Source organism: Mycobacterium sp. (genome assembly GCF_032162105.1).
Lineage (GTDB): Bacteria > Actinomycetota > Actinomycetes > Mycobacteriales > Mycobacteriaceae > Mycobacterium.
Genome location: NZ_JAVRPS010000007.1, coordinates 1 through 12,708, shown reverse-complemented (window position 1 = coordinate 12,708; position 12,708 = coordinate 1). Strand labels below are relative to the sequence as shown.

16 protein-coding genes are annotated in these 12,708 nt (G+C 69.1%); 7 read left to right on the top strand and 9 right to left on the bottom strand.

All coding sequences use genetic code 11. The annotated features are described in order from the left end of the window. Nucleotides 1–271, bottom strand: a 271-nt coding sequence (locus QOC69_RS00285) for a TRAM domain-containing protein (RefSeq protein WP_526435191.1), incomplete at its 3' end; no start/stop codon positions are given. Continuing rightward, nucleotides 268–2,265: an amino acid permease gene (locus tag QOC69_RS00280; protein WP_526435189.1), complete on the bottom strand. Its 1,998-nt coding sequence runs from the start codon at nt 2,263–2,265 to the stop codon at nt 268–270. The genes QOC69_RS00280 and QOC69_RS00285, both read right to left, overlap by 4 nt. A gap of 109 nt (nt 2,266–2,374) precedes the next feature. On the opposite strand from QOC69_RS00280, the gene QOC69_RS00275 reads away from it, so the two are divergent. Then, nucleotides 2,375–3,049, top strand: coding sequence for a potassium channel family protein (locus tag QOC69_RS00275; RefSeq protein WP_526435187.1), 675 nt, complete (start codon nt 2,375–2,377; stop codon nt 3,047–3,049). A gap of 7 nt (nt 3,050–3,056) precedes the next feature. Further along, complete coding sequence (locus tag QOC69_RS00270; RefSeq protein ID WP_526435185.1) at nt 3,057–3,725, top strand: potassium channel family protein; 669 nt, start codon at nt 3,057–3,059, stop codon at nt 3,723–3,725. Here the strand turns inward: QOC69_RS00270 and QOC69_RS00265 are convergent. The 3 genes from QOC69_RS00265 to QOC69_RS00255 all read right to left on the bottom strand — a co-directional run bounded on the left by QOC69_RS00265 (nt 3,722) and on the right by QOC69_RS00255 (nt 6,386). Further along, the gene (locus QOC69_RS00265; RefSeq protein ID WP_526435183.1) at nt 3,722–5,260 is read right to left on the bottom strand and encodes an MFS transporter; all 1,539 of its coding nucleotides are present in this window, start codon (nt 5,258–5,260) and stop codon (nt 3,722–3,724) included. The genes QOC69_RS00270 and QOC69_RS00265 overlap by 4 nt on opposite strands. Nucleotides 5,261–5,271: 11 nt before the next feature. Further along, complete coding sequence (locus tag QOC69_RS00260) at nt 5,272–5,922, bottom strand: DUF3159 domain-containing protein (protein WP_526435193.1); 651 nt, start codon at nt 5,920–5,922, stop codon at nt 5,272–5,274. Between the two features lie 92 nt (nt 5,923–6,014). Then, nucleotides 6,015–6,386, bottom strand: a complete 372-nt coding sequence (locus QOC69_RS00255; protein ID WP_526435181.1) for an OB-fold nucleic acid binding domain-containing protein — start codon at nt 6,384–6,386, stop codon at nt 6,015–6,017. Between the two features lie 137 nt (nt 6,387–6,523). On the opposite strand from QOC69_RS00255, the gene QOC69_RS00250 reads away from it, so the two are divergent. Continuing rightward, nucleotides 6,524–7,225, top strand: coding sequence for an alpha/beta hydrolase (locus QOC69_RS00250; protein WP_526435179.1), 702 nt, complete (start codon nt 6,524–6,526; stop codon nt 7,223–7,225). Here the strand turns inward: QOC69_RS00250 and QOC69_RS00245 are convergent. Together QOC69_RS00245 and dut are read right to left on the bottom strand one after the other, a co-directional pair. Beyond that, nucleotides 7,222–7,974: a DUF3710 domain-containing protein gene (locus QOC69_RS00245; protein WP_526435177.1), complete on the bottom strand. Its 753-nt coding sequence runs from the start codon at nt 7,972–7,974 to the stop codon at nt 7,222–7,224. The two genes, QOC69_RS00250 and QOC69_RS00245, sit on opposite strands and share 4 nt — an antisense overlap. Next, a complete protein-coding gene (gene dut / locus QOC69_RS00240; protein WP_526435175.1) occupies nt 7,974–8,438 on the bottom strand; it encodes a dUTP diphosphatase in 465 nt (154 codons plus the stop codon). Before dut ends, QOC69_RS00245 begins: the two co-directional genes overlap by 1 nt. A gap of 25 nt (nt 8,439–8,463) precedes the next feature. Between dut and QOC69_RS00235 the strand changes: the two genes are divergently transcribed. Next, on the top strand, nt 8,464–8,943 hold the full coding sequence (locus QOC69_RS00235; protein ID WP_526435173.1) for a DUF3093 family protein: 480 nt from the start codon (nt 8,464–8,466) through the stop codon (nt 8,941–8,943). Between the two features lie 28 nt (nt 8,944–8,971). On the opposite strand, the gene QOC69_RS00230 is transcribed toward QOC69_RS00235, so the two are convergent. Next, entirely contained in the window at nt 8,972–9,274 is a 303-nt protein-coding gene (locus QOC69_RS00230) for a DUF4193 domain-containing protein (RefSeq protein WP_029112668.1), read from the bottom strand. Between the two features lie 162 nt (nt 9,275–9,436). On the opposite strand from QOC69_RS00230, the gene cei reads away from it, so the two are divergent. Further along, a complete protein-coding gene (cei, locus tag QOC69_RS00225) occupies nt 9,437–10,087 on the top strand; it encodes an envelope integrity protein Cei (protein ID WP_526435170.1) in 651 nt (216 codons plus the stop codon). A 34-nt stretch (nt 10,088–10,121) separates the two neighbouring features. On the opposite strand, the gene QOC69_RS00220 is transcribed toward cei, so the two are convergent. Further along, nucleotides 10,122–10,973, bottom strand: coding sequence for an inositol monophosphatase family protein (locus QOC69_RS00220; RefSeq protein ID WP_526435168.1), 852 nt, complete (start codon nt 10,971–10,973; stop codon nt 10,122–10,124). Nucleotides 10,974–11,092: 119 nt separating this feature from the next. Between QOC69_RS00220 and ppgK the strand changes: the two genes are divergently transcribed. Both ppgK and QOC69_RS00210 read left to right on the top strand, forming a co-directional pair. Next, the gene (gene ppgK, locus QOC69_RS00215) at nt 11,093–11,893 is read left to right on the top strand and encodes a polyphosphate--glucose phosphotransferase (protein ID WP_526435166.1); all 801 of its coding nucleotides are present in this window, start codon (nt 11,093–11,095) and stop codon (nt 11,891–11,893) included. 205 nt (nt 11,894–12,098) lie between these two features. Next, nucleotides 12,099–12,708 (top strand): sigma-70 factor domain-containing protein (locus tag QOC69_RS00210; protein WP_526435164.1); only part of this gene is annotated, 610 nt, incomplete at its 3' end.

The following is a 12,708-nucleotide window of genomic DNA, read 5'->3' as shown; positions in this document are numbered from 1 at the left end:
GCGCCGCCTCCGGTGTCACGAACGCCAGATCACAACACCCCGCACCGTCGACGCCCGCGATCGGGCACAGCGAATCGACCCGGTCGGGTGACGCCTCGAGCACCTCGACGACCTCTGCGTGCCAATGACTTCCGCGCTCGCCGGTCACCCGCGCCAGCACCACCTCGTCGGGCAGCGCGTACCGCACGAACACCACTCGTCCGTCGTGGCGTGCCACGCAGCTTCCGCCGTTCGCAGGCGGGCCGGCGGTCAGCTGCAAGAAGTCCGTCAATCGAGGAACCCTCTTCTGGCGTCGCCCGGTGCGGACTGCGGCAGCAGGTTCTTCAACCTGTCCGAAGAACTCAGCTGCCACGGGACGGAGGTGACCATCACCTGAGGCTCGAACAGCAGCCTGCCCTTGAGCCGCAGCGCACTTTGGTTGTGCAGCACCTGTTCCCACCAGTGCCCGACGACGTACTCGGGGATGAACACCGTGACCACCGTGCGCCGCGACTCCTTGGTGATCCGCTTGACGTAGTCCAGCAGCGGGCGGGTGATGTCGCGGTACGGCGACGCGATCACCTTGAGCGGAACGGTGACGTCCTCGCTGTCCTCCCACTTGCTCTGCAGCTCGCGGGCTTCCTTGTCGTCGACGCTGACGTGGATGGCCTCCAACACGTCGGGCCGGGTGGCCTTGGCATACGCCAGCGCGCGCAGCGTCGGCAGGTGCAGGTTGGACACCAGCACGATCGCGTGATTGCGGCTTGGCAGCACCACGTCGCCCTCCTCGGCCGCCTGGGCCTCCAGCTCGCGCGAGACGGCCGCGTAGTGCTTGTGGATCATCTTCATGACCACGAACAGGAAGCCCATCGCGAGGATCGCAATCCACGCCCCGGCAAGGAATTTCGTCACGACGACCACCAGAAGCACCGTGCCGGTGCAGATGCACCCGATGGTGTTGATCACCCGCGCCCGGTGCATGCTGCGCCGTTCGGCGGGGTCGGTCTCGACGCGCAGCAGCCGGGTCCAGTGCCGCACCATGCCGATCTGGCTCAGGGTGAACGACACGAACACCCCGACGATGTACAGCTGGATCAGCGCGGTGACCTCGGCGCGGAACGCGATCACGAAGGCGATCGCGGCGAAGGCCAGGAACAGGATGCCGTTCGAGAACGCCAGCCGGTCGCCACGGGTGCTGAGCTGGCGCGGCAGGTACCTGTCCTGAGCCAGGATCGAGCCGAGCACCGGGAATCCGTTGAACGCCGTGTTGGCGGCCAGGATCAGGATCAGCGCGGTGACTCCGGCGATGGCGAACAGCCCGACCGGGAAGTCGTGGAACACCGCGTCCGCCAACTGGGTCACTAGCGTCTTCTGGTGGTAGTCCGGCGGGGCGCCGATCAACTGCTCGCCCGGCCGCTCGGCCATCTTCACGCCGGTCTCCTTGGCCAGCATGATGATCCCCATGAAAAGCGAGACCGCGATGACGCCGAGCAGCAGCAGCGTCGACGCCGCGTTGCGCGACTTCGGCTTCCGGAACGCGGGCACGCCGTTGCTGATGGCCTCGACACCCGTCAGGGCCGCGCATCCCGACGAGAACGCCCTCGCAACCAGGAAGACCATCGCGAAGGCCGTCACGTCGCCGTGCTCGGACTGAATCTGGAAGTCGGCCGACTCGGCGCGCAGTGGGGTGCCAAGAACGTAGATCTGGAACAGCCCCCAGGCCAGCATGATGTACATGCCGATCATGAAGGCGTAGGTGGGAATCGCGAACGCGGTGCCCGACTCCCGGATGCCCCGCAGGTTCAGCGACGCCAGAATCAGGATGGCCGCCACCGCGAACAGCACCTTGTGCTGAGCGATGTACGGCACTGCAGAGCCGATGTTGGACATTGCCGACGCCATCGACACCGCAACCGTGAGCACGTAGTCCACCAGCAGCGCGCTCGCGACGGTCAGGCCTGCCGTGCCGCCGAGGTTCGTCGTGACGACCTCGTAGTCGCCGCCGCCGGACGGGTAGGCGTGCACGTTCTGCCGGTAGCTCGCGATCACGATGAGCATCACCGCCGCCACCGCCAGCCCGATCCAGGGCGCCATCGTGTACGCGCTCAACCCGGCGACCGACAGCACCAGAAAGATCTCCTCCGGCGCGTAGGCGACCGAGGACAACGCGTCGGAGGCGAACACAGGAAGCGCGATCCGCTTGGGCAACAGGGTGTGGCCCATGGCGTCGCTGCGGAACGGGCTACCGAGAACCAGCCGGCGCGCGGCGGTCGAGACCTTGGACACGAGAGCCAAGGGTAAGCCCCTAAGCCTTCGGCTGTCCGAATAGATGTAGCGTTCCGTGTGCGCAGGTTGGGCACGAACTGTTTCTGGGGACCGCTGGAAGGACCGACGCGTGCGGGTAGTGGTGATGGGATGCGGCCGAGTCGGTGCGTCGCTGTCGGACGGGCTGGCCCGCATCGGCCACGAGGTGGCCGTCATCGACCGCGACGGCACCGCCTTTCACCGGCTGTCCCCCGAGTTCCCCGGCGAGCGCGTGCTCGGCATGGGCTTCGACCGAGACGTGCTGTTGCGCGCGGGTATCGAGGAGGCCGGGGCGTTCGCCGCGGTGTCCTCCGGCGACAACTCCAACATCATCTCCGCCCGCGTGGCGCGTGAGACGTTCGGCGTGGAGCGCGTGGTCGCCCGGATCTACGACGCCAAGCGCGCGGCGGTCTACGAGCGGCTCGGCATTCCGACGGTGGCGACGGTGCCGTGGACCACTGATCGGTTGCTCAACGTCCTCACCAGGGAGACCGAGACCACCAAGTGGCGCGACCCGTCGGGAAACGTGGGCGTGGCCGAGCTGGCGCTGCACGAGAACTGGGTGGGCCACCGCGTGACCGCCCTCGAGGGCGCCACACGCGGACGGGTGGCGTTCATGATCCGCTTCGGCAGCGGCCTGCTGCCCGAGCCCAAGACCGTGATTCAGGCCAGCGACCAGGTCTACCTGGCCGCCGTGTCGGGTCACATCGCCGAGGCCATGGCGATCGCCGCGCTGCCGCCGGGCGACGACGTCGACGATCAGTGAGGTACCCGTGAAGGTCGCCATCGCAGGAGCCGGCGCCGTCGGCCGGTCCATCGCCAGGGAACTCGTCGATTCCCATGAGGTCACGCTGCTGGAGCGCAACCCCGCGCACATCGACGTCGACGACATCCCGGCCGCGCACTGGCGCCTTGGCGACGCGTGCGAGCTGACCCTGCTGGAGTCGGTCGGGCTCGAGAACTTCGACGTGGTGATCGCCGCGACGGGCGACGACAAGGCCAATGTGGTGGTCAGCCTGCTGGCCAAGACCGAGTTCGCGGTGCCGCGCGTGGTGGCCAGGGTGAACGACCCGCGCAACGAGTGGCTGTTCGACGAGAACTGGGGTGTCGACGTCGCGGTGTCCACCCCGCGGATGCTGGCGTCGTTGGTCGAGGAGGCGGTCTCCGTCGGCGACCTGGTGCGACTGATGAGCTTCCGCAAGGGCCAGGCCAACCTCGTCGAGATCACCCTCCCCGACGACACCCCGTGGGGTGGCAAGGCCGTCAAGCGTCTCGGACTGCCCCGTGACGCGTCGCTGGTGACCATCCTGCGGGGCGCGCGGGTGATCGTGCCCGAGGGCGACGAACCGCTGGAGGGCGGAGACGAACTTCTGTTCGTGGCGATATCCGAGGTCGAGGACCAGTTGCGCGAACAGGTGCTGCGCCCGCGCTCGAGCGGTTAGTCCGGCCGCGCGAGCGCAGGCGGCGGTGTCGCCCGGTCGTGACTGTGCGCGGCCGCCTCGGGTGACACCCGCCGGTAGTCGCACTGGCCGTTGCTGATCCCGACGGCCGAGATCAGCCCTGCGACGGCGAACAGCACCGCGACCACCACCGCGCCCCGTCGGAAACCCGCGAAGTCGCCCGGCGCGAATGCCGAATCGCCTGTCGCGCCGATGATCACGCCGGTGAATGCGACCGCGATGAGGCCCGCGATCCGGGAGACCGCGTTGTTGACGGCCGACCCGATGCCACTCTGGGCGGGGTCGACGGCGGCCAGCACCGCCGCGGTGAGCGGCGACACCGTGATGGACAGGCCAACGCCGAACACGACCAACCCTGGCAGCATCTGCGTCCAAAAGTCGAACGGTTCCCGCGCAGCCCCGAGCAGCAGGAAGCCGGCCGCGGCGACGAATGGTCCGACCGCCATGTAGACCCGCGGTCCGTGCCTGCCGGCCAGGGTGCCGAAGAGGCGCGCCAGGAAGAACGACAGCACCGGAAGGGGCAGCGTCGCCAGACCCGCCTGCGTCGCCGAGAGGCCAACGGACTCTTGCAGGAACAGCGCGACGAGCAACATGCCCAGGGACACGGCGGCGTAGAGGAACACCGTCGCGAGGTTGCCGACCGCGAAGTTGCGCGCCGCGAAGAGGTCAAGGGGCATCATCGGGTTCGGCGCGCGGCGCTCCCAGAACGGGAACGCCACCAGGCACGCCAGCCCCACGACCAGGCCGCCCGCCACGGCCGGATGCGAAAGCCCGAGCCGCTGCTGTTCGATCAGCGCGAAGACCGCGGCGGTCAGCCCGACGGCGCACAGCGTCGCGCCGACGAAATCGATTCGGGCCCAACGCTTCGGACCGACGTCGTCGGCAATCTTCTCCCGGGTCGCTGCGCTCCTGCCCTCCGAGGGGATCTTGGTGGTCAGGTACAGCGTGACGGCCAGCGGAATGATGTTGATGCCGAAGACCCAGCGCCAGCTCAGGGCGTCGACGAGCACTCCGCCGAGCGGCGGTCCCACCACGAACGCGGTGCCCGTCCACGCCGTCCAGGTGCCGATCGCACGGGCCTGCGCGGCGCCGGTGAACCGGGCGTTGATCATCGCCAGCGAGCTGGGGACCAGGAAGGCGGCCCCGGCGCCCTGCAGGCACCGGGCGGCGACCAACACCCAACCGGTCGGCGCGACGGCGCACAGCACCGACGCGACCGCGAACACCGCCAGCCCCGTGCGCAGCACGGTGAGCCTGCCGAACTGGTCGGACACCGCGCCCGCGACGAGGATGAGCGCGCCGAGCGCCAGCAGGTAGCCGTCCACCACCCACTGCTGCAGGGCCAGGCCGGCCAGACCGGTGTGCGCGAGGTCGGCGGCGATGGCAGGCAGCGCCAGGTTGACCACCGAGCCGTCCAGGAACGCCACGAACGACGCCAGCACGGCGACCGCGATCAGCGACCGGTCGGCCGCGCGCCCTGGGGCGAGCGAAGCGACGGGGGGATTCTGGTCCTGCACCGGGATGCCCGTCAGTCGGTGCGGGCCTCGGTTGACTCGGGCGCCGCGGTGGCCTCCGGCGCGTCGATGCTCTGCGCCGCTTCGGCCGCCTCTTGCGCGTGCAGCGCGCGTTGCGCGGTGCGGATGGCCAGGTACGTCACAAGCGCCGCGACACCGGTCAACGGCCAGCCCATCGCGATGCGCGCAACGCCGAGCAGGCCGGTCTGATCCGCGTCGTAGAGGTGGTTCTGCACGACGAACCGCGCACCGAACACCGCTACCCACGTCACGGTCGCGACGTCGAACGCGAAGACGGCCTTGCGCACCTTGCGCCAGCCTCGGTCGCGTCCGTTGACCCAGCCCCAGACGTAGCCCACCACGGGCCGCCTGATCAGCACCGACAGGGCGAACACCGCGGCGTACAGCAGCGACGACCAGATGCCAAGCAGGAAGTAGCCCTTGGACTCCCCGACGAGGTAGGCGATCAGCGCGCTGACCCCGACCGCGAAGAAGCCGGAGAAGGCCGGCTGCAACGACTCCTTGCGGATCAGCCGCCAGACCAGGATCAGGGTGGCCACGCCGAGAGCCGCGCCGATTGCGGGCATCAGCCCGGCCAGCGACGACACCGGAACGAACACCAGGACGGGCAGCGACGAATAGATCAGGCCGCTGATGCCACCCATCTGTTCGAGCAGCGCCTGCGCGTTGAGTTTCTTTTCCGGTTCGTCCCGCTCGCCCGGCTCGGCCTCGTCAGCAGTCCCCTTGTCGGGGCGACTCACTTCTGAATCTCGTAGTGCGGGTTATAGATTGCCTTGCTGCCGTTCTCCAGCTTGCCGAGACGGCCGTGCACGCGCAGGGTGCGGCCGGACTCGATGCCCGCGATTCGACGCTGGCCGAGCCACACCAGCATCACCGAATCGGTGCCGTCGAACAGTTCGGCGCGCACACCACCCGCGCAACCCTTGGCGTTGGTCTCGACGCAGCGCAGTGTGCCGACCATCGTCACTTCCTGGCCGCGCCGGCAGTCGATTGCCTTCTGCGCACCGTTGTGAGCGGCTTCGTCGCTGAGTTCCTCGACGTCGCGCTGCGACGGGTCTTCCGTCAGCCGGCGGGTGAGCCGGCGTAGATAACCTTCGGCCGTAGCCATGGCCTCTCCTGACCCCTTCGCGAATCCACCGTGGATTCCCACTGACAAACGCCACGGTAGACCTCTTGGTTCCGATTTGCCACGCAGCCACCTCGTGTCGGATACACGTGATTTGACGCGCACGGCACGATCGACAGATGGCCGTCAATCTGCGCGGGATCACGGTGGTTCTGCTGCCCGGCACGGGGTCTGACGACGACTACGTGTACCGGGCCTTCTCCACGGCGTTGCACGGCGTTGGGGCGACGGTGCTGACCCCGGCGCCGGAGCCCGACGCGCTGGTAGAGGGGTTTCGGCGCGAGCTGGACAACGCGGCGCGGCTGGGTCCGATCGCGGTCGGTGGGGTGTCGATCGGCGCGTCCGTCGCGACGTCATGGGCGCTGGCCCATCCCTCCCACGCCGTCGCCGTGCTGGCGGCGCTGCCCGCGTGGACGGGCCCACCCGGCAACGCTCCTGCCGCGCTCACCGCCCGGCATTCGGCGCACCAGTTGCGCCGCGACGGGCTCGCGTCGGCGATCGCGGCGATGCGCGCTTCCAGCCCGGCGTGGCTTGCCGACGAGCTGACCCGGTCGTGGGTGGGTCAATGGCCCGCGTTGCCCGACGCCATGGAGGAGGCGGCCTGCTACGTCGCGCCGACCTGCGAGGAGTTGGAGACGCTCGCCGTGCCGATGGGCGTCGCCGCGGCGACCGACGACCCGGTGCATCCGGTGGAGGTCGCGCTCGAGTGGGTCGCCGCAGCGCCACGGGCGGCGCTGCGGACCGTCACGCTCGACGCCATGGGCGTCGACCCGGCAGTTCTCGGCGCTGCCTGCCTGGCCGCGCTCTGGGAGGCGAGCTAGCCACCCGTGATGGTGCGGAGCTGTTGCATCGCCGATCCCTGCTCACTGCGCCGCGCGACGGGCTGCGCCTCCGGAAGCTGCGGCTCGGCCGGTTGAGCGCCCTCCGTCACCATCTGCTCGGCACGTGCGCGCAGCCGACCCACCAGCGATTCGGATAACTGCAAGTTCAGCATGGCGCGTACCGGTTGCGGGGTGTCGCCGCGCCGAACGACGGTGTCCGCCAATGCATTTCGTACATCTGCTGCGATCGCGTGCGCACTCTCGGGCGAACCGATCGCCGCGCCGCGAACCATCCAGCGGGGGCCGTCGATCCCGACGAACCGCATCACGACGGGTTCGGGGCCCTTGGTCACCACACCGACCACCTCGCGGCCCCATGGCCCGTCCTCGACGCTGACCTGCGCCGAGTCGTTGCGTAGCGACTCGGCGATCTCGGTGACCACCTCGCGCCACAGGCCGCCGGTCCTCGGCGCGGCATAGGCGGTGATGTTGTACCGGCCGTTGGGCGTCACCATCCACACCATGGTGGGCACGCCCTGCTGGTTGACCTCGACGGCGAGTTCTGCACCCTCGTTCTCGGGGATCAGCACGGAGCCCAGGTCGTGCCTGCCCACCGTGACCACGGACGCGTCGTCGAACTCCTCGACGTCGAACGGGCCGTCGGGGTCGTCGTTCCCGGCCACGTCGCCGGTGTCCGGAGACCCTTCGGTCTCGCCGTCCTGCATGTTCTTGCGCTTGCCGAATGCCATTACAAACTCTCGTGTCCGCCGGAGGAGCCGTGGCCGCCTTCGCCACGGGATGTGTCACCTAGTCCGGCCTCGTCGAATGACGTGACCTCGACCAATTCGGGTAGTTCGACCCGTTGCACCAACAACTGTGCGATGCGATCACCACGACGCAGGAGGATGGGCTCCTCGGGGTCGAGGTTGATCAGCGAAACCTTGATCTCTCCGCGATACCCGGCGTCGACGGTGCCGGGGCTGTTGACGATCGAAAGTCCCACGCGCGCGGCCAATCCCGAGCGCGGATGCACGAGTCCCACCATCCCGTGTGGAATGGCGACCGCGATTCCGGTTGGGACCAGCGCGCGCCGCCCCGGGGCCAGTTCGACGTCGACGGCGGTGAAGAGGTCGACGCCGGCGTCGCCGTCGTGTGCCCGGGAGGGCATCGGCAGGTCGCGATCGAGTCGCACGACCGCCAGAGAGGTGGACATGATGCACGAGATTACTCTTGGCCGCGTGTCGGACACGCGCGCAGCCACCCAATCCGTGCGCTATCAAGAGCGCTTGCGGGTGCCATGGTGGTGGTGGCTGCCCGGGTTCGGGTTGGCCGCGCTCATTGCACTCGAGGTGAATCAGGGCGTCGAGGCGCTACCCACGTGGGTGCCCTACGCGGTGCTGCTTCCCGTCGCGGCGGCCGTGCTGATGTGGTTCGGCCGAACCGACGTGCGCGTCGTCGGCGACGACCAGAAGGAGGCCGAACTGTGGGTGGGCGCGGCGCACCTCCCGGTCGGCGTCATCTCCCGCTCGGCCGAGGTGCCACGGTCGGCGAAGTCCGCCGCGCTTGGTCGCCAACTGGATCCGGCCGCTTACGTGGTGCACCGGGCCTGGATCGGGCCCATGGTGCTGCTGGTTCTCGACGACCCGGACGACCCAACGCCCTACTGGCTGGTGAGTTGCCGACGGCCGGACCGCGTGCTGGCGGCGCTGCGCAGCTGACGCGGAACCGGCCTGGGCCGCTATGCCGCTAGGCCGCGCAGTCCGTGCAGATCATCACGCCGTTCTTCTCGCTGGCGAGACGGCTGCGGTGATGCACAAGGAAGCAACTCGAGCACGTGAACTCGTCGGCCTGCTTCGGAATGACCCGCACCGACAGTTCCTCGCCGGACAAGTCGGCGCCGGGTAGTTCGAACGATTCTGCGGACTCGGTCTCGTCGACATCGACGACCGCCGATTGTGCCTCGTTGCGCCGAGCCTTCAATTCCTCGAGCGAATCCTCGGAAACGTCGTCGGTCTCAGTACGCCGTGGGGCGTCGTAGTCGGTAGCCATCCTCTTCCCCTCCAGTAACCATGCGAGAGAGCTTTGTACCAGCGCAGAACGCATTCACCAAATAATTCGTGCCCCGAACGGCCGCCGTATGGATGTGATTTATATCACACTCTAAAACCCCTGGTAGAGACCGGTGGCCGGGCCTGGCCTTACAGTGCAGGGGTGGTAGCGCAAATCACGTCCGGCACGGCGTTCGACAAGCAGGGCCGTCCGTTCCGCCGTCGAAACTACCTGCCTGGGATTCTGACGCTGGCCGCGCTGGCGGTCATCACCCTCGTGGTGTGGGTGACGGCGTTCAATCGGCCCAACGACGTCAACGAGATCGCCGCCTGCAATCCGCCACCGCCGGCCGGCGACGCCACGCAGACCGCGCTGGGCGACCAGGTCATGCCCGCCACGATGACCGAGGTGGCTCCCGCCAAGCTCGCCGACACCAAGATCCGCGTGCTCAACGCCAGCGGACAGGGCGGCCAGGCCGCCGAGGTCGCCGGCGCCTTCCGCGACCTGGGCTACGCCCCGCCCACCGCGGCCAACGACACCGTGTACCAAAACACCCGCCTGGAATGCCAGGGCCAGATCCGGTTCGGCCCGGCCGGCCGCGCCGGCGCCGCCGCGGTGTGGCTGGTCGCGCCATGCACCGAGCTGTATCAGGACCAGCGAAGCGACGACACCGTCGATCTGGCGGTCGGCACGGAGTTCGGCGACCTGAGCCACAACGACGACACCGACGCCGTGCTGGCCAGCCTGCGCCCCGACGCGACACAGCCCGCGGACCCCTCGCTACTGGCCAAAGTGCACGCCGGCGCCTGCTGAGCGCCCGTCGCTTCGCTCGCCCCGCCCAGCTCGCCTACGTGCGGGCGCCCACCCGCGTCAGGGCCGCGTCGAACTCCGCGGCGATACCCGGCGCCGCGGCGACGATGAGATCCGAACCTCCGCCCTCGACGGGCGGCAGAACCAGCCACGCACCCGCCTCCGCGGCGATCAGTGCGCCCGCGGCCCAGTCCCAGACGTGCACGCCGTCCTCGTAGTACGCGTCCAGGCGGCCCGCGGCCACCATGCACAGGTCCAGCGCGCACGACCCGAGGCGGCGCACGTCGCGGACGTCGGGCAGCAACCGGGCCAGCACCTCTGCCTGCCGCAGGCGCTGCTCCCTTGCGTAGCCGAATCCCGTGCCCACCAACGCCATCGCCAGGTCGTCGACGGCTGTGCAGCGCAGTGGCGTGGACACACCGGCGCGCCGCACGTGGGCGCCGTGGCCCACTGCGGCGGAGAACACCTCTCCCGTCGGCACGTTGGCGACCGCGCCCGCCACCGACGCGCCGTCGATCTGCACGCCCACCGACACCGCGTAGGCCTCGATGCCGTAGACGAAGTTCACCGTGCCGTCGATCGGATCGAGCACCCACAGCGGCCGCCCTGCCTCGACCCGTGCGGCACCCCCGCCCTCTTCGCCGAGTACGGGGTCACCGGGCCGCAGTCCGGCGAGCCGATCGCGCAGCAGCCGCTCGGTCTCGGTGTCGACGATCGTCACCGGGTCGGTCGGCGTGCTCTTGGCCCGCACCACCGATCCGGCGGGGTCGGGCCCGGCGGCGTCGCCGAACACTTCCGTGCGTCGGCGCCGCACGAACTCGGCGGCCTCCGCGGCCAGTCCTTCCGCGACCGCCCGCAGGCTCGCAGGGTCGGAGTCGATGTCAGTCACGCCTCTAATCGCAACACGAATCGAGCCAGCCGGGATACGCGGCAGGCCCACATCAGGTTTGGCGAGGCACTAATGTGTGGGTCGCGTCGCCCCTGCCGACCTCTCGAAGAGGAGCGCTCATGACCGCCGCCGACACCCCAGCCGCTGATCCGAGTACCAACGGCTCGCAACGGCGCGGATTCGGCGTCGACGTCGGCGGCAGCGGGGTCAAGGGCGGCATCGTCGATCTCGACACCGGATTGCTGATCGGCGACCGGTTCAAGCTCCCGACCCCGCAACCCTCCACGCCGGACGCGGTGGCCAAGACCGTCGCCGCCGTCGTCCGCGAGTTCGGCTGGACCGGCAGCCTCGGGGTCACCTACCCCGGGGTGGTGACCGACGGCACCGTCCGGACGGCCGCCAACGTGGACAAGGGCTGGATCGGGACCAACGCGCGCGACGTCATCTCGGCCGAACTCAACGGGCAGGCGGTGACGGTCCTCAACGACGCCGACGCCGCAGGACTCGCGGAGGAGAAGTTCGGCGCAGGCAGGGACAACACCGGCGTGATCGTGCTGCTGACGTTCGGCACCGGCATCGGCTCGGCCGTGATCCACAACGGTGTGCTGCTGCCCAACACCGAGTTCGGGCACCTCGAGGTCGGCGGCAAGGAAGCCGAACACCGCGCTGCCTCGTCGGTCAAGGACCGCAAGGGGTGGAGTTACGAACGCTGGTCAGAAGAAGTGACCACGGTGCTCATCGCGATCGAGAACGCGGTCTGGCCCGATCTGCTCATCGCAGGCGGCGGCATCAGCCGCAAGGCGGACAAATGGATCCCGCTGCTGAAGAACCGCACGCCGGTGGTGGCGGCGTCCCTGCTGAACACCGCGGGCATCGTCGGCGCCGCGATGGCCGCCGAGGTGGACGCCGCCACCCATTGATGGACTCCTGCGGCTCGCCGACGAGCAAAATTTGCCGCTCGTAGGGGCAGTTGCTCACACTGTCGTTACAATGGTCAACGGCGGCCGCATAACGGATAGCGGCGAGTATCCGAGTTGAGATCAACGCCAACATTCGACAGCCGACGCTTTTCGGTGGCGCACGCACGCCCACGCCTCCGAGATCCGCAAGACCGAAAGGGTGCACGTGGCAGCGACGAAAGCTAGGCCGGCCACCGACGAGCCGGTGACGCACAGCGCCCCCAAATCCCCCGCTAAGAGGGCTCCGGCGGCAAAGACCGCCAATGGAACGGCGCCCGCCAAGCGGGCCACCAAGACCGCCGCCCGGGCGGCCAAGCCCGAGTCGGCGACCCCCACCAAGGGCACCGCCGCCAAGCGCGCACCGCGCGCCAAGAAGGCCGTCGAAGGCGAGACCGTCGACGGTCTCGAGGTCACCGCAGAACTGGACACCGGCGACGACCTCGACGTCGAACCCGACGTACTGGTCGACGAGCCCGATCTCGAGCTCGAGGATCTCGACGCCGACGAACCGGTCGCCGACGAGGAAGTCGTCGCCGACGGCACGCCCAAACCCATCGTGTCAGCCGCGGTGCCCGCAGCACCTGCCGAGGAGGAAGACATCGCCGAGCCGTCCGAGAAGGACAAGGCCTCGGGCGATTTCGTCTGGGACGAAGAGGAATCCGAGGCGCTCCGGCAGGCCCGCAAGGATGCCGAGCTCACCGCGTCGGCGGACTCGGTGCGTGCCTACCTCAAGCAGATCGGCAAGGTGGCGCTGCTCAACGCCGAAGAGGAAGTCG

Coding starts and splice junctions, on each gene's coding strand:
- QOC69_RS00255 (WP_526435181.1), bottom strand. CDS start 6,386: ATGGCTACGGCCGAAGGTTATCTACGCCGGCTCACCCGCCGGCTGACG.
- ppgK (WP_526435166.1), top strand. CDS start 11,093: ATGACCGCCGCCGACACCCCAGCCGCTGATCCGAGTACCAACGGCTCG.
- QOC69_RS00245 (WP_526435177.1), bottom strand. CDS start 7,974: ATGGCATTCGGCAAGCGCAAGAACATGCAGGACGGCGAGACCGAAGGG.
- QOC69_RS00250 (WP_526435179.1), top strand. CDS start 6,524: ATGGCCGTCAATCTGCGCGGGATCACGGTGGTTCTGCTGCCCGGCACG.
- QOC69_RS00260 (WP_526435193.1), bottom strand. CDS start 5,922: ATGGGTGGCATCAGCGGCCTGATCTATTCGTCGCTGCCCGTCCTGGTG.
- QOC69_RS00230 (WP_029112668.1), bottom strand. CDS start 9,274: ATGGCTACCGACTACGACGCCCCACGGCGTACTGAGACCGACGACGTT.
- dut (WP_526435175.1), bottom strand. CDS start 8,438: ATGTCCACCTCTCTGGCGGTCGTGCGACTCGATCGCGACCTGCCGATG.